This is a genomic window from Flavobacterium sp. FlaQc-30, assembly GCF_044005885.1.
In the GTDB taxonomy this organism is placed as follows: Bacteria; Bacteroidota; Bacteroidia; order Flavobacteriales; family Flavobacteriaceae; genus Flavobacterium.
Genome location: NZ_JBIPCO010000001.1, coordinates 1093424 through 1109039, shown reverse-complemented (window position 1 = coordinate 1109039; position 15616 = coordinate 1093424). Strand labels below are relative to the sequence as shown.

Sequence of the window (15616 nt, the reverse complement as noted above, 5' to 3'; positions counted from 1 at the left end):
AAATGAATCGTTAAAAATTGCTGTTAACGGTAATTTAATCTGGTAACAATTTGATAATCTTTAGCACACAAAAACATAACAAGTTCGTAACATCGACTTCACAGCCCAGTTATTTCTTTGCACAAAAATAAATCAAACACAACACTGAAATGAAATTCAATTTAAAATTTCTATTTATTGCATTATTTATCTGTACGATTTCGATCGCACAAAACAAAGGTACGATTTCTGGCGTTTTAACCGACAAAGAAATGAACAACGAAGCCTTACCTTTTGCAAATGTTTTAATTAAAGGTACAAACATTAGCGTAAATACTGACGTTGACGGAAAATATTCGTTAAGCGTAAATCCAGGAAATTATATCGTTATTTATAGTTTTTTAGGATATGAATCTAAAGAAACTCCAGTTGCGGTAAAAGCAAACGAAACTGTAGTGGTTAATCAAGCGCTTTCTTCGGGAAGTTTCACTCTTAAAGATGTAGTGGTAAAATCGGCTGCAGTAAACAGACAAAAAGAAACTGCTCTTTTACTGGAACAAAAAAATGCTGTCGACATTAAACAAGCAATTGGTGCACAGGAACTTTCTAAAAAAGGAGTAAGTGATGTTGCAAATGCAGTTGTAAAAACTACTGGTATTACAAAGCAAGAAGGAACAAATAACATTTTTGTAAGAGGTTTGGGAGACCGTTACAACTCTACAACAATGAATGGACTTCCAATTCCTTCAAACGATCCGGAAAAGAAAAACATCAACTTAGACATTTTCTCAACAGACATTATCGAGTACGTTTCTATCGACAAAGTATACAACGGAAAATTCTTTGGAGATTTTGCGGGAGGAAATGTTGATATCGTTTCAAAAGACTATAAAGGAAACGGATTCTTCAAAATTGATTTAGAATCTAAAGGCAATACGAATGCTCTTGGAGAAAACAATTTTACTTTGCAAAAAGGACCAAACGCTTTTGGATTCAGTAAAGCTGAAATTCCAAGCAATCCTTTAACGCAATACAATTACAGTACTTTACAATTCGACAAAAAAACACCAATTGGAGGTTCTTTCGGAATTTCGGGTGGTGATTCTTATAATGTTGGTGAAGCAGGAAAAATCAACATCTTCGGAACTGCATCTTTCACAAATGAATATGCTTCACGAACACAAGGTATTGCAAGAGGAAGCGTTAATGCTGCAGGTGTTGCCGGAAAAGATCTAGATTACAACTATCTTTCATACAATACCAATACTACCGGAATGTTTAATGTTGGTTACAAAATCAATAACAGAAACAAAATTAACTTCAATAGTTTGTACATCAACACCTCTTCACAAAGAAAAGAAGAGTCAAGAGGATATATTGTTGACTTAGCAAACGAAGGAAACGGTTACATCCGCAGAAATGAATATGAGAAATCAGCTTTATGGGTAAACCAATTATTGGGAGAACATAAATTGAGCGAAAGAAGCACTTTGAACTGGGGAGGTTCTTTTAATACTGTAAAACAAGATATTCCAGACAGAACATACAATACAATGAATCTTGTTGACGGCGGTTATGTAATTAACTCTCAATCTGCTCCAAATAACCACCGTTATTTCCAAACATTAAAAGAAAACGAATTGGCGGCAAATTTATCTGTAAACTACAAATTCAGCAAAAATGATGATGGAGATTATAGAGGAAAATTTACTGCAGGTTACAACGGAAGATTCAAAAACAGAGATTTCGAGGCAACTCAATTCAACTTTAAAACTACAACATTCCCTGTTTCACATACAGGTGATATTGTAGATCCTAACAACCTGGATTTATTCTATAACCAACAAAATCTAGACAACAACTTCTTTACGATTTCAACTTTCCGTGGAGGACCAGAAGTTCCAAACGCACTTGATCCACAAACATACAGCGGTGATTTGACTATCAATGGCGGTTTTTTAAATACTGAATACAAATTCAACAAATTAACTGCAGTTTTAGGATTAAGAGCTGAAGTTATCACACAAAATGTTGACTGGAGTACACAGTTGGATCCTGCTGGAGGAAGCGATAAATTAGAAAAAACAGCTTTCTTGCCAAGTTTGGTATTAAAATACGAACTTAACGAAAAACAAAATTTACGTTTTGGATTCAGTAAAACATATACACTTCCACAGTTCAAGGAAAGATCTCCTTTTATCTATGAGGAATTTTTACAAGCAAAAATTGGTAACCCATTTTTATACGCTTCAGATGATTACAACTTTGACTTAAAATGGGAAATTTTCCCTAACAGCGACGAAGTTCTTTCTGTAACAGGTTTCGGAAAATACATCTTAAACCCAATCAACGAGGTGGTTATCAACTCTTCTACAAATGACATCTCTTACGTAAACTCTGGAGATTATGGTTATGTAGCAGGTGCTGAATTAGAATACAAGAAAACACTTTTTACTTTTGACAGTGAAAACACTAAAAAATTAACTGGAGGAATCAACGTATCATATTTGTATAGCAAACAAGAATTAAACAACGAAAAAGTTCAAGAAGAAACACAAGGAACTCGTCCAACTACTTTTACTAATACAACTGGTAAATTTACAGGAGCTTCTCCTTTGTTATTAAATGCTGACTTATCTTTCTTCAATGAATGGAATGACAAAAAAAGCAACTTAACAACAACTTTAGCTTATACTTATTTCTCTGACCGTGTTAATGCAATTGGTACTTTAGAAAAAGGTGATTTAGTTGACAAAGCTGCTGGTTCATTAGACTTCATTGCAAAATCAAAACTAAACAAAAACTACAGCCTTGGTTTAGTTGTAAAAAACATGCTTGATCCAACTATAAAAAGAGTTCAGGAAAATCAATCTGGAGATGTTGACATTTTGAGCTACAAAAAAGGGTTAAACCTAAGCTTACAATTTAGCTATGAATTTTAAACAAAACATATCTTTAATTAATAAAAGACAGCTTTAGAGCTGTCTTTTTTTTTGCGCATTTTCAACTATAAACAACGTGTTAAGCTGTTAACATTTAGTTAATATAAAAGCTGCTTTTTATTAAACTAACAATCACACTTGCTTAACATCTAAAAAAGATTTCTAATCCATCTTTGCAACAAGAAATTAAACACACAAAAAAAATTATTAAAACGATTATGAAAAAATCAATTTTAAATTTCGTTACAGTTTTTGCTTTATCAGGAGTTTTGCTTACAAGCTGTTCTTCTAATGATGACGAAAAAAAACCAAGTTCTTCGTTTACGGCAGATCCTGCTAATTTTCAAGGAAAAATTACTGATGGCGAAGTAATTCTTGATCCTACTAAAACGTACAAATTGACTGGAGGAATAAGAGTAGAAAATGGTGCTACTTTGACAATTCCTGCTGGAACAACAATTGAAGGAACAGGAGGAACTGCTTCTTATATCGCAGTTGCTCAAGGTGGTAAAATCAACGTAAACGGTACAGCTGACAAACCAGTTGTAATGACTGCTTCAACTAAAGCTGCTGGTAAATGGGGTGGATTAGTAATTTGTGGAAAAGCGCCAATCAACCGTGATAATGGTAAAACTACTACTGCAACATCTGAGGTTGCTGAGTTAACTTATGGTGGAACTGTTGCTAATGATAATTCTGGTTCTATTAAATATTTAAGAATTGAGTACGCTGGTGCTGCTTTCAATACTGAAAAAGAATTCAACGGACTTTCATTCTTTGGAGTTGGTTCAGGTACAATTGTAGAAAACGTACAAGCTTACTACGGTGCTGATGATGGTTTCGAATTCTTCGGAGGAACTGTAAATACAAAAAACTTAATCTCTATCGGTAACGAGGATGACCAATTTGACTGGACTGAAGGTTGGAGCGGAACAAACGAAAACTGGTATGGTAAATTAGATTTCGGAAAAGGAAACAGAGGAATTGAAGCTGATAACTTCGAATTTGGATATGCATTTGCTCCAATCTCTAACCCAACAATCACAAACTTAACTCTTGTTGGACCTGGAAGTACTGCTGCTACAGCTAACTTTGCTGAAAATCAAGCTATCAAATTAAGAAGAGGAACTAAAGCTAAAATCTCTAACGTAGTAGTTAGTGCTTGGGCAACTGGTGTTGATGTTGAAAACGATGAAACTATCGCTTTCGTTGGTACAGATTTAAAAGTATCAAACATCTTATTCCTAGCTGATGTACCTGCAAAAACTAAAGGAAAGAAAACAGATGGAACTTCTGCTAGTGTTACTGGTGTAATTACTGAATCTGCAGCTGCAACTGGAGCTGGAAACGGTATTGCTAAACCAACATGGGCTGCTGGATGGTCAGTAGGTTTCTAATCAGTTAAAATATAAAATGTTAAAAACATCCTAATAATTTAGGATGTTTTTTTTTGGCTTAGTTTTTGTAATTTTTTTTGTATATTTACTCATCCAAATAAATGCGATGGCAAAAAACTACTTTTATATTATTTTTTTATTGGCTTTTTTCTTTACTGTAAGTGTTTCAGCACAAGACAGTAAGCAATTACCAAAAACTCAAGAGTCCGTAGGAATTGAGGGTCTCAGCTTGTACCCTAACCCAGTGGTCAATGGAAAAGTATATATTACCTCAAAAAATGATTTAGAAAAAGAAATCATCATTTTTGACATCTTAGGAAAAAGAGTATTACAAACGCATCTAAGCTCAAAAGAACTAAACGTTTCAGATCTTGTTCCCGGCGTTTACATTATAAAAATAAGCGAGCAAAATGCTACGGCAACCCGAAAGCTCATTATTCGATAAAACACAAAAAAAGCTCCTGATAGAGCTTTTTTTAGTTTACAGTGTTGTTTTTTAGTATTCAATCTCATTATCGTTTACGAAATTTGATACTTAAGAATACTGAAACTAAAAAAGGCAACACTGAACGCCAAAAAATAAATATCTTTGCACAAAAAAGTTTTGATTACAGCCAGCGATATATTTACGATTTCCAGCCATAAGCAATTTGAAAAAACAGCACTAAAAGTGTTTCGCTTTCAATATGAAAACAATCCAGTATATCGTGATTTTTGTGATTTCCTTAAAACAAATGTACAGCAAGTAAAAACATTGGCACAAATTCCATTTTTACCTATTCAGTTTTTTAAAAGCCATGACGTAGTATCAAACACCAATCCTGCCGAAGTTACTTTTACCAGCAGCGGTACGACTGGAATGATTACCAGCAGGCATTTGGTAACCGATGTTTCTCTTTATGAAGAAAGTTACCGAAAAGGATTTTCTCAATTCTATGGCAATATCGAAGATTATGTTGTTTTAGCCCTTTTACCGTCCTATTTAGAGCGCGAGGGATCTTCGCTTATTTATATGGTCGAAGACTTAATAAAACTATCCAATCAGCCTGAAAGCGGGTTTTATCTGCACAATCACGACGACTTAATTAAAAAACTGACTGAACTTGACGAATCCGGTCAAAATGTAATTTTAATTGGCGTTACATATGCTTTGTTGGATTTAATCGAGAAACATCAGTTTCAGCTTCAAAACACCATTATTATGGAAACTGGAGGAATGAAAGGAAAACGCAAAGAAATGATTCGCGAAGAACTGCACGAACAACTTTGCAAAGGATTTGGTGTAAATGCGATTCATTCAGAATACGGAATGACAGAACTTTTAGCGCAAGCTTATTCTTTAGGCGAAGGTGTATTTGAATGCCCGTCTTGGATGCATATTTTAGTTCGCGATCCAGAAGATGCTTTGACGTATATAAAAGATGGAAAAACCGGCGGAATCAACGTTATTGATTTAGCCAATATCAATTCTTGTTCTTTTATTGCAACTCAGGATTTAGGCAAAAAAAATCCCAACAACTCTTTCGAGGTATTGGGACGTTTTGATAATTCTGATATTCGTGGGTGTAATTTAATGGTGCTTTAATGTTTAAATCGTTGATTTGTTAAATCGTTTAATCAGCATAAAACTCGATTAAACAATTAACCGATTAAACAGTTAAACCATTTAGACCACTCTAATCACAAAATAGTTTTTCTTTCCACTTTGTAATAACACAAATTGATTGTTAATCAAATCATTTGCAGTTAATACAAAATCTTCTTTTATTTTTTCTCTGTTTACAGAAATTGAGTTCGCAGTCAACGCGCGTCTAGCTTCTCCGTTTGATTTAAAGAAACCTGTTTTTTCGTTTAAAACCGTTACAATATCTAATCCGTTTTCCAAATCAGCTTTTGCAATTTCAGCTTGCGGCACTCCATCAAAAACTTCTAAGAAAGTCACTTCATCTAATTTTTTCAAATCATCAGCAGTAGAATTTCCAAACAAAATATTCGAAGCCTGAATCGCTTTTTCTAATTCTTCTTTACTATGAACAAAAATCGTGATTTCTTCCGCCAATTTCTTTTGCAAGATTCTTAAATGCGGCGCCGTTTGATGCTCAGCAATTAAAGCCTCAATAATTTCTTTGTCTAAGAATGTAAAGATTTTAATGTATTTTTCTGCATCAACATCAGTTGAATTTACCCAAAATTGGTAAAACTTGTACACAGACGTTTTATCAGCATCTAACCAAACATTTCCACCTTCAGATTTTCCAAATTTAGATCCGTCTGCTTTTGTGATCAAAGGTGTTGTCAAAGCAAAAGCCTTTGCCCCTTCTCCGCCCATTCTGCGCACTAATTCTGTACCTGTAGTAATATTTCCCCATTGGTCAGAACCTCCCATTTGCAAAACGCAATTATTGTTTTTATACAAATGATAAAAATCGTACCCTTGAATTAATTGATATGTAAATTCGGTAAAAGACATTCCTTCACCTTCTCCGCTAAATCTCTTTTTAACAGAATCCTTCGCCATCATATAATTTACTGTGATACGTTTTCCAACTTCACGAGCAAAATCAATAAACGAGAATTCTTTCATCCAGTCATAGTTATTTACCATTACTGGAGCATTTGCTTCTTTTGAATTAAAGTCTAGGAAACGAGACAGAACACTTTTAATTCCGGCAACGTTTTTAGCCAAAGCCTCTTCGTTCAACAAATTTCTTTCGTCAGATTTTCCAGAAGGATCACCAATCATTCCAGTCGCACCGCCTACAAGAGCGATTGGCTGATGACCAAAATTCTTTAAATGAACCAATAAAATAATCTGAACCATACTGCCTATATGCAGTGAATCTGCTGTTGGATCAAAACCAATATATGCCGAAGTTACCTCTTTTAGCAATTGTTCTTCCGTTCCTGGCATGCTATCATGGTACAAACCGCGCCACTTTAATTCTTCAACTAGATTCTTCATTTTTAAAATATTTTGCGCAAATATAATCAATGGTAATCGCAATGGCAAAAACTTATGCCACTAAGGCGCTAAGACACAAATATTATTTTAAAAAAATCAAAACTTTGCGCCTTTGCGGCAAAACCAAAAAAACCTTTGCAAAAAAACCTTTGCAACTTTGTCTCTCTGCAGCTTTGCACCTTTCCAACAAAAACTTATATTTACAAAATGGTATTAGTAACTGGCGGAACAGGTTTAGTAGGCTCACATTTATTGCTTCATTTAATCGAAAATGGAGAAAATGTTCGGGCAATTTACAGAACCAAAAACAACATTCAAAAAGCAAAATCGGTTTTTGAACTTTATAAGAAAGAAGCTTTATTTGAAAAAGTAGAATGGCTTGAAGCCGATATTTTAGATGTTCCTTCTTTAGAAACTGCTTTTATTGATGTTGATTACGTTTACCACTGCGCCGCTTTAATTTCATTTGACCCAAAAGACGAGGAATCACTTCGAAAAATAAACATCGAAGGAACCGCCAATATGGTTAATTTTTCGATCGCACTAGGCATAAAGAAATTTTGCTTTGTAAGCTCTATTGCTGCACTTGGCGATTTGGCATCACACGAAACTTATATTACCGAAGAAACAGACTGGAATCCTGAAAAACCACACAGCGATTATGCTATTTCTAAATACGGTTCCGAAATGGAAGTATGGCGCGCTCATCAAGAAGGTTTGGATGTTATAATTGTAAATCCCGGTGTAATTTTAGGACCAATTCCGAAAACAAAAAACAAACAGCAGGGAAGCGCCGAATTGTACTTAAAAGTTGCTAATGGTCTTTCGTTTTACACTCTTGGAAGCACTGGTTTTATTACCGTTGACGATGTTGTAAAAATTTCTCGTCAATTAATGCATAGTGAAATTAAAAATGGGCGTTTTACTTTAATAGCTGATAATATTGTTTTTAAAGATATTCTTGATACAATTGCCGAGGTTTTGAAAGTAAAAAAACCAAGCATTCATGCCAAACCTTTATTTATGAATTTCCTTTGGATGGCTGACGGAATATTTTCAACTCTGTTTTTTCAAAAAAGACGCCTGACAAAAGCAACTGCAAAAGCTTCTTATTCTAAAAATTTGTATTCAAATGAAAAAATAAAAACCGCTCTAGGAACGGTTTTTACAGATGTACATCAATATGTAAAGGATATTTCTAAATTATAGAATTATTTTTTAGGCTGCGGCTTCATTTGTCGTCTTATCGAGTCAAGATTTATTTGACTCTTTGTCTTTTTAATCGAATCTTTAGGTTTTTCTTTATCCTTAAGATTCACCGCTTTCATCGCTTTTTTCTCTTCAATTTTAACGATCGAATCTGTGTCTCTTTGATTTTTTGCTAATCGTTTTCCAACCTCATCAAACATCTCTTTGTAGTTCTCATAATCTGCAGCATAATACATATTATTTTGAGCAAATTGAAGACTGTCTACTTTGTATTTCTTTAAAATAAACTTCGTTGGATTTGTTTCTGTAGAATCTAACGAAATTGGATTTTGATATTTCATTGCTTCCAGAAGAGACAAATCATACATAATATCAATCATTTTATCTTTCTCAATAAGTTTAGCAGGCTGTTTTACAACCTCTCTTTTACAACTTACAGAAAGAAATATAACCAATACTATTACAAAACAATTTTTCATTTCGTCTTTTTATCTATCAAACAATAAACGTTTTCCAGCACGGATATCTTTTACTTTAAAGTTATTGTAAACCATTTCACCATTTACAAAAGTGTGCGTAATTCTCGATTTAAAAGCTGTGCCTTCAAACGGAGACCAACCGCATTTGTATAAAATATTATCTTGATTTACACTCCAAGGCAAACTCGGATTTACAATTACCAAGTCAGCATAATAACCCTCTTTAATAAAACCTCTTTTTTCAATTTTAAAGATTTTTGCAGGATTATGACACATTTTTTCTACAATTTTCTCTACGCTTATTTTACCTTGATGATGCGCTTCGAACATTGCTACAACGGCATGCTGCACAAGCGGACCTCCAGAAGGTGCTTTTAAATAAGATTGTAACTTTTCTTCTTTTGTATGAGGAGCATGATCTGTTGCTATAACATCAATTCTACCATCATTCAAAGCTTCCCAAAGTGCTTTTCTATCACTTTCGGTTTTTACAGCAGGATTCCATTTAATGAAATTTCCTTTTGTTTTATAATCTTCATCGGTAAACCAAAGATGATGCACACAAACCTCAGCAGTAATTTTTTTATCTTCTAATGGAATTTTGTTTGTAAACAATTCCATTTCTTTAGCTGTCGATAAATGAAAAATATGCAAACGCGCACCTGTTCTTTTTGCCAAAGCCACGGCTTTTGAAGACGAAATATAACAAGCCTCAGCACTTCTAATTAAATTATGCGCTGTTACCGGAACATCTTCACCATATTTTTCTTTGAACTCTGCTAAGTTATTTTGAATAGTAGTTTCGTCTTCGCAATGCACAGCGATTAACATTGGCGTGCTTGAAAAAATTTTCTCTAAAGTTTCTTCTTTGTCAACCAGCATATTTCCTGTTGAAGAACCTAGAAATATCTTAATTCCAGCAACATTTTTAGGATTCGTTTTTAAAACTTCTTCTAAGTTATCATTTGTAGCCCCCATCATAAACGAATAGTTCGCAAATGATTTTTGGGCAGCGATTTGATATTTATCTTCTAATATTTCTTGTGTAACGGCATTTGGAACTGTATTTGGCTGTTCGATAAAAGAAGTAATTCCTCCCGCAACCGCAGCTCTTGATTCTGATTCAATATCGCCTTTATGCGTTAAACCTGGTTCTCTAAAATGAACTTGATCATCGATTGCGCCTGGTATTAAATAACTTCCTTCGGCATCTACAACAATACAATCAGATGATTTTAAACTGATACTATCAGCGACTTCAACAATCAAGTCGTTTTCTATAAAAACATCTCCATCAAAAATAGACCCTTCGTTTACAATTTTTGCATTTTTAATTAAAATCCTATTCATGTTCTATCTTTATAATGTATTGACTAATTTTTTTAATCTTAACGAAATCACTCCAAAAATTGCTTCTTTGATAATGGCGTTACTCATTTTCGAAACTCCTTTTGTTCTATCTGTAAAAATAATTGGAACTTCTTTAATTTCAAATTGAGCACAATAAGTTCTGTACTTCATTTCGATTTGAAACGCATATCCCACAAACTTTATTTTGTTAAGATTGATTTTCTCCAAAACCTCTCTTTTATAACAAACGAAACCAGCTGTTGCATCATGAATTTTCATTCCGGTAATAAACTTTACGTAAACTGAAGCGAAGTACGACATCAATACACGGCTTAATGGCCAATTTACCACATTTACGCCTTTTACATAACGGGAACCAATAGCCAAATCAGCTCCGCCAAAATGACAAGCATCATATAATTTCTCTAAATCATTTGGGTTATGCGAAAAGTCAGCGTCCATTTCAAAAATGAAATCATATTTACGCTCCAAAGCCCACTTAAAACCATGAACATAAGCCGTTCCTAAACCCGCTTTTTTGGCTCTTTTTTCAAGAAATAATCTTCCAGAAAATTCTTCTTGCAGTGCAATCACTTTATCAGCAGTATGGTCTGGAGAATTATCATCGATTATTAAAAGATGAAACGCTTTATGCTGCGAAAGTACCGCTCTCACAATACTTTCAATATTTTCAATTTCGTTATAAGTTGGAATTATGACAATACTATCACTCATTTTTCTTGGTAATTTCACCGCAAAAGTAAACTTTTTATAGCATTTGGTTCATAATAAATACATAATAAAAGTATTGACACAAAAAATTACTAATTTTGTGCGCTATGATTGAACAACTTCATCCTCGAATTATTGAAAACAAAGATTGGGCAACTGTTTTATTCATCCTGACCTTTGCGATTGTTGCTATAACAAAATCAGCATATGAAACTCGCTTTTCTGAGTTCAGCAGGCTGATTTTCTCAGATAAATACGCTAAAATTTATCGCGACAATAATCATATAAACAGCAGCTTTACTGTTGGTTTGTTTTTTGTGCAGATTATTTCCTTTGCTTTTTTTATTCAACTTACGATGAGCATTTATGGAACGGCATCAAAAACAGATTATTTATTGTTTATTCGAATTGCAACTTTTCTTCTTTATTTTATTCTTGCAAAATATTTGATCGAAAAAATTGTAGCAGCTTCGTTCAATATTGATGAATTTATGGAACTTTTTAACTTACAAAAAGTAACCTACCGAACTTACATTGGTGTTTTAATACTTCCTATCAATGCTATTTTGTTCTATTATAACAATATTCCAATAATTGTTCCGTTTGCGATCATAGGTATTTCACTGTGTATCAGCCTATACTCATATTTTATTTCAATTAAAACGTATCAAAACGCAATTATCGACAAGTTGTTTTATTTTATTTTATATCTTTGCGCTCTTGAAATAGCCCCTTATTATTTTCTCTATTATTGGATGACAAAAGGGAGTGCTTAGTAAATGTTTATAATATGAAAGTGAAAACAATTTTGGTGTCACAGCCTGAACCTAAAGTGGAGAATTCTCCTTACTTTGAGCTCCAACAAAAACACAAAATAAAAATTGATTTCAGACCATTTATTCATGTGGAAGGGGTTAGTGCAAAAGAGATTCGATTACAAAAAATCGACCTTAATCACTATACTGCTATCATTTTAACAAGTCGAAATGCTGTAGATCATTTTTTTAGAGTGGCTGATGAAATGCGCTACAAAGTTCCTGAAGGATTGAAATATTTTTGTCAATCTGAAGCAGTTGCCTTTTATCTGCAAAAGTATGTAGTATACAGAAAACGTAAAATTTACGTTGGTGCTAAAGATTTTGCTGATTTATCGCCTCTAATTAAAAAATACAAAGACGAGAAGTTTTTACTTCCAGCATCTGACCAATTAAATGCAGACGCTCCAATAACATTAAATAGTCTAAAAGTAGATTGGGCACAAGCTGTTTTTTACAGAACTGTAATGAGCGACTTATCTGATCTTGCAGATGTTTATTATGATGTTTTGGCATTTTTCAGCCCAACAGGAATTAAATCATTGTTTAAAAACTTCCCAGACTTTAAACAAAACAATACCAGAATCGCTGTATTTGGAAGCACAACTCAAAAAGAAGCTTTAGATCACGGTTTAAGAATTGATATTCTTGCTCCAACACCTGAAACACCTTCTATGACAATGGCTCTTGAAAAATACATCGCCGAAGCAAACAAAGGAAAATAAAACCTTAAGAATACAAAATATTAAAATTCCAAATTCCAACTTAATCACTTGGGATTTGGAATTTTTGTTTTACACCCTTTCGTTTCCCATGGTTGAAACCACGAGCTGTATTTTTGGAATTTGGGATTTAAAAAATTGGAATTTTATTTTCCCCTCCTTTTAACTATATTTGATTTCTATTCTAAACCAAATTAAAAGAATTAGTTTCAAATTACAAGTTATGAAAATCAACTCCTTATTAATTGAAATTGACGGTATCGACAAAGAAATACTTCGCTACTTAATGGATGATGCCCGAAAACCCATTTTGCAAATTGCCAATAAAATTGGCATTTCGGGAGCTGCAATTCATCAGCGGTTAAAAAAACTAGAACAATCCGGCGTTATTTCAGGATCTAAGTTTACTGTTAACCCAAAAGTTTTAGGCTACAATACTATGGCTTTTGTTGGCGTTTATCTTGACAAAGCTTCTCGAAACTCCGAAGCTGTAAAAGATCTTAGAAAAATTCCAGAAGTTCTAGAGTGCCATTATACCACAGGAAACTGGTCTGTATTAATTAAAATTATCTGTCGCGACAACGAACATTTAATGCAGCTTTTAAATACCAAAATTCAGGCAATTGAAGGTGTTTCAAGAACTGAAACTTTTATATCGTTAGATCAACAAATTGACAGGCAGATACAATTATAAATGTGTCAATGAGAAAATTTGATAATTAGATAATTAGATAATTCACTGTTATATGTTAAATATTAGATCGGAATACAAGACCATATTCTTTTTCATTGTTTATTTCTCAATAACCTTTATTTATACCAAAATTGATGCAGGAGGTCCATGCGCTCCCGGAATGGGTGCTTTTCTATTTCTTCTTGCAATTCCGATAAGCATAATTTACACTATTGTTCTTTTTTACAAATTATATAAATCTGAAGAAAATCAATATTTATATTCCATTTATACCCTTGCAGGATTTTGGGCTTTACTTTTTGTTCTTCTGCAATTAAATGAAAGCTAAATAAAATAAAATAAAAACCCGACAGGTTTTAAAAACCTGTTGGGTTTGCTATAAATTATCTAATTGACTAATTATCTCAATTATCAAATTAATTCCTTCTGCTTCCTGAATAAATCGAGATATAGTACAACAGCGTTGCAATTGAACCTATAGCCGCGACAACATAAGTTCTTGCCGCCCATTTTAAGGCATCTTTCGCACCAGCCTGTTCTTGCTGAGTCAGCATATGTTTATTTTCTAACCAAGCCAAGGCTCTATTACTTGCATCATATTCTACTGGCAGCGTAATAATTGTAAACAATGTAGTTGCCGCAAAAATAACAATCCCAAGTAGCAGTAATTGAGGAAAAGTTCTAATCATTAAGATTCCCGCAAGCAAAATCCACTGCACATAATTCGAAGCCACACTTACAATAGGCACTAATTTAGAACGCATTGTTAACCACTCATAACCAATAGCATGCTGAACCGCGTGCCCGCACTCGTGCGCCGCAACAGCAGCCGCAGCCGCGTTACGATGATTGTAAACCGCTTCACTTAAATTAACTGTTTTATCTGCAGGATTATAATGATCTGTTAACTGACCTGGAGTCGAAATTACACGAACATCTGTAATACCATTATCAGCAAGCATTTTTTCAGCGATTTCCGCACCGCTCATTCCGTTTCGTAATTGCAATTTAGAATACAATTCGAATTTACTTTTTAGTCTTGAACTTACCAGCCAGCTGAATAACATTATAGCTCCGGCAATAATTAAATATCCACTTCCCATATTTTTATCTTTTTTGATTGATTTCTAAAGTTACAAAACAAATCACAATTTCTGAACCAAACTCAAAAAATGACATTTTGACATCTAAAACAGTAATTACGGCAGTAGAAATATTAAAAATTTAACAAAAAAAAGACGCACTTCGGTGCGTCTGTACAATACGGTCATAAATCATCCCTTAAAGCAGCTGATTATTTACTTCTTCAAACTTCTCAATCAAGGCATTTATTTTGGACTGCTGTTTTTTAATTTGTTTCGGGCGAATATAAAACCAATTAAACGCCATCCAAAGCAATGTTATTCCGTAACACAAACTTGCACCCAAAACAATCATTCTGCTGGCATATTCATACATATACAAGCAAATTCCAGTTGTAAGCAGCAGAAAGTACAAACTCATCATTTTTGTCTGCATAAACTGTTGTTTCTTTTTAATCAAAATCAGTTTTTGTAAATATTCCTGATTCGTTTGTGTCGCATCAATATTTCTATACGGAGCAAACAATTTATTAAAAGCAAACACATAAATAACCATCGCCAAAATCGTTAAAACAATCCCAATTTTAGTCGAAATAAACTCTGGCTGATAATATATCCATATAAAAACAATAAATGCAGTTGTCAAAAAAAGCAAAACATTTGTTATCCATAAACTTCTTAAACCTGCTTTTTTAAATTTACTCACTCTCGACAGCAAATCTTTCATGTCTGGCTGACTTACGGATTGTCTTTTCCATAAATCTTTAAAATCTATATTGTTATCGTTGTCCATTTTCTTTAAATTTTTCGGTCAGTTTTTCTTTTATTCTGTGAATTTTCACTCTAACATTAGCATCAGAAAGTCCAACGATTTTGGCAATTTCCGACTGCTTAACTTCTTCTAATTCCAGTGAAATAATGATACGTTCTGTTTCTGGTAATTCGGCAATACATTTATACAAAAACTGAATTTGCGGTTCTATCGAAGTTTGTTTCTCTTCTGAAAGATGAATTGGTAAATCGGATTTTGGGAAACGCTTTTCTTTTTCAATCTGCCTTAAACAATTGTTAGACGCAATTCTAAAAATCCAAGTTCCAATAGCCGATTCGTTTCGAAAAGTTTCCAATTTCTGCCATACAATTATAAAGGTTTCTTGAGCCAAATCCTGTGCCGCATCATAATCATTTACGAAACCCATGCAAAGCCTGAATATTCTATCCCAATAAGTCTTATAAATTTCTTCAAATTCCAT

Annotated in this window: 16 protein-coding genes; 9 read left to right on the top strand and 7 right to left on the bottom strand. The window is 33.6% G+C overall.

From position 1 onward, the window contains the following. Positions 1-149 precede the first annotated feature (149 nt). The 4 genes from ACHRV0_RS04910 (at position 150) to ACHRV0_RS04895 (ending at position 5903) form a co-directional block, all read left to right on the top strand. On the top strand, positions 150-2921 hold the full coding sequence (locus tag ACHRV0_RS04910; RefSeq protein ID WP_395440084.1) for a TonB-dependent receptor domain-containing protein: 2772 nt from the start codon (positions 150-152) through the stop codon (positions 2919-2921). A gap of 218 nt (positions 2922-3139) precedes the next feature. Next, positions 3140-4318, top strand: a complete 1179-nt coding sequence (locus tag ACHRV0_RS04905; protein ID WP_129023770.1) for a hypothetical protein — start codon at positions 3140-3142, stop codon at positions 4316-4318. Between the two features lie 106 nt (positions 4319-4424). Then, complete coding sequence (locus ACHRV0_RS04900) at positions 4425-4763, top strand: T9SS type A sorting domain-containing protein (RefSeq protein ID WP_129023769.1); 339 nt, start codon at positions 4425-4427, stop codon at positions 4761-4763. Between the two features lie 159 nt (positions 4764-4922). After that, complete coding sequence (locus ACHRV0_RS04895) at positions 4923-5903, top strand: acyl transferase (protein ID WP_395440135.1); 981 nt, start codon at positions 4923-4925, stop codon at positions 5901-5903. An 81-nt stretch (positions 5904-5984) separates the two neighbouring features. Here ACHRV0_RS04895 and tyrS read toward each other — a convergent pair whose 3' ends face one another. After that, positions 5985-7280: a tyrosine--tRNA ligase gene (gene tyrS, locus ACHRV0_RS04890; protein ID WP_395440083.1), complete on the bottom strand. Its 1296-nt coding sequence runs from the start codon at positions 7278-7280 to the stop codon at positions 5985-5987. Positions 7281-7487: 207 nt separating this feature from the next. Between tyrS and ACHRV0_RS04885 the strand changes: the two genes are divergently transcribed. Further along, positions 7488-8489 (top strand): NAD-dependent epimerase/dehydratase family protein, encoded by a 1002-nt coding sequence (locus ACHRV0_RS04885; protein WP_395440082.1) that lies wholly within the window; start codon positions 7488-7490, stop codon positions 8487-8489. 2 nt (positions 8490-8491) lie between these two features. Here the strand turns inward: ACHRV0_RS04885 and ACHRV0_RS04880 are convergent, their stop codons facing one another. Genes ACHRV0_RS04880 through ACHRV0_RS04870 form a run of 3 tightly spaced genes read right to left on the bottom strand, consistent with a single transcriptional unit; the run spans position 8492 to position 11053 of the window. Further along, the gene (locus ACHRV0_RS04880; protein WP_089054305.1) at positions 8492-8968 is read right to left on the bottom strand and encodes a DUF4296 domain-containing protein; all 477 of its coding nucleotides are present in this window, start codon (positions 8966-8968) and stop codon (positions 8492-8494) included. Between the two features lie 9 nt (positions 8969-8977). After that, positions 8978-10318: a dihydroorotase gene (locus ACHRV0_RS04875; protein WP_089054306.1), complete on the bottom strand. Its 1341-nt coding sequence runs from the start codon at positions 10316-10318 to the stop codon at positions 8978-8980. 9 nt (positions 10319-10327) lie between these two features. Then, positions 10328-11053 carry a polyprenol monophosphomannose synthase gene (locus ACHRV0_RS04870; RefSeq protein WP_395440081.1) on the bottom strand — a complete coding sequence of 242 codons (726 nt, stop codon included), beginning with the start codon at positions 11051-11053 and terminating at the stop codon, positions 10328-10330. Positions 11054-11157: 104 nt separating this feature from the next. Here ACHRV0_RS04870 and ACHRV0_RS04865 point away from each other — a divergent pair, with 104 nt between their 5' ends. The 4 genes from ACHRV0_RS04865 (at position 11158) to ACHRV0_RS04850 (ending at position 13609) form a co-directional block, all read left to right on the top strand. Further along, a complete protein-coding gene (locus ACHRV0_RS04865) occupies positions 11158-11826 on the top strand; it encodes a DUF4271 domain-containing protein (RefSeq protein ID WP_129023763.1) in 669 nt (222 codons plus the stop codon). A 14-nt stretch (positions 11827-11840) separates the two neighbouring features. After that, complete coding sequence (locus ACHRV0_RS04860) at positions 11841-12590, top strand: uroporphyrinogen-III synthase (protein ID WP_089054309.1); 750 nt, start codon at positions 11841-11843, stop codon at positions 12588-12590. A gap of 220 nt (positions 12591-12810) precedes the next feature. Continuing rightward, positions 12811-13281 (top strand): Lrp/AsnC family transcriptional regulator, encoded by a 471-nt coding sequence (locus tag ACHRV0_RS04855; RefSeq protein ID WP_089054372.1) that lies wholly within the window; start codon positions 12811-12813, stop codon positions 13279-13281. A gap of 52 nt (positions 13282-13333) precedes the next feature. Further along, positions 13334-13609, top strand: a complete 276-nt coding sequence (locus tag ACHRV0_RS04850; protein WP_395440080.1) for a hypothetical protein — start codon at positions 13334-13336, stop codon at positions 13607-13609. 88 nt (positions 13610-13697) lie between these two features. On the opposite strand, the gene ACHRV0_RS04845 is transcribed toward ACHRV0_RS04850, so the two are convergent. The 3 genes from ACHRV0_RS04845 to ACHRV0_RS04835 all read right to left on the bottom strand — a co-directional run bounded on the left by ACHRV0_RS04845 (position 13698) and on the right by ACHRV0_RS04835 (position 15616). Continuing rightward, positions 13698-14384, bottom strand: a complete 687-nt coding sequence (locus ACHRV0_RS04845; protein WP_395440079.1) for a zinc metallopeptidase — start codon at positions 14382-14384, stop codon at positions 13698-13700. Between the two features lie 178 nt (positions 14385-14562). Continuing rightward, positions 14563-15156, bottom strand: a complete 594-nt coding sequence (locus tag ACHRV0_RS04840) for a hypothetical protein (protein ID WP_395440078.1) — start codon at positions 15154-15156, stop codon at positions 14563-14565. After that, entirely contained in the window at positions 15143-15616 is a 474-nt protein-coding gene (locus tag ACHRV0_RS04835) for an RNA polymerase sigma factor (RefSeq protein ID WP_089054312.1), read from the bottom strand. The genes ACHRV0_RS04840 and ACHRV0_RS04835 overlap by 14 nt, the downstream gene beginning before the upstream one ends.

Coding starts and splice junctions, on each gene's coding strand:
- ACHRV0_RS04855 (WP_089054372.1), top strand. CDS start 12,811: ATGAAAATCAACTCCTTATTAATTGAAATTGACGGTATCGACAAAGAA.
- ACHRV0_RS04840 (WP_395440078.1), bottom strand. CDS start 15,156: ATGGACAACGATAACAATATAGATTTTAAAGATTTATGGAAAAGACAA.
- ACHRV0_RS04880 (WP_089054305.1), bottom strand. CDS start 8,968: ATGAAAAATTGTTTTGTAATAGTATTGGTTATATTTCTTTCTGTAAGT.
- ACHRV0_RS04875 (WP_089054306.1), bottom strand. CDS start 10,318: ATGAATAGGATTTTAATTAAAAATGCAAAAATTGTAAACGAAGGGTCT.
- ACHRV0_RS04910 (WP_395440084.1), top strand. CDS start 150: ATGAAATTCAATTTAAAATTTCTATTTATTGCATTATTTATCTGTACG.
- tyrS (WP_395440083.1), bottom strand. CDS start 7,280: ATGAAGAATCTAGTTGAAGAATTAAAGTGGCGCGGTTTGTACCATGAT.
- ACHRV0_RS04850 (WP_395440080.1), top strand. CDS start 13,334: ATGTTAAATATTAGATCGGAATACAAGACCATATTCTTTTTCATTGTT.
- ACHRV0_RS04870 (WP_395440081.1), bottom strand. CDS start 11,053: ATGAGTGATAGTATTGTCATAATTCCAACTTATAACGAAATTGAAAAT.
- ACHRV0_RS04865 (WP_129023763.1), top strand. CDS start 11,158: ATGATTGAACAACTTCATCCTCGAATTATTGAAAACAAAGATTGGGCA.
- ACHRV0_RS04905 (WP_129023770.1), top strand. CDS start 3,140: ATGAAAAAATCAATTTTAAATTTCGTTACAGTTTTTGCTTTATCAGGA.
- ACHRV0_RS04835 (WP_089054312.1), bottom strand. CDS start 15,616: ATGGAATTTGAAGAAATTTATAAGACTTATTGGGATAGAATATTCAGG.
- ACHRV0_RS04860 (WP_089054309.1), top strand. CDS start 11,841: ATGAAAGTGAAAACAATTTTGGTGTCACAGCCTGAACCTAAAGTGGAG.
- ACHRV0_RS04885 (WP_395440082.1), top strand. CDS start 7,488: ATGGTATTAGTAACTGGCGGAACAGGTTTAGTAGGCTCACATTTATTG.
- ACHRV0_RS04900 (WP_129023769.1), top strand. CDS start 4,425: ATGGCAAAAAACTACTTTTATATTATTTTTTTATTGGCTTTTTTCTTT.
- ACHRV0_RS04845 (WP_395440079.1), bottom strand. CDS start 14,384: ATGGGAAGTGGATATTTAATTATTGCCGGAGCTATAATGTTATTCAGC.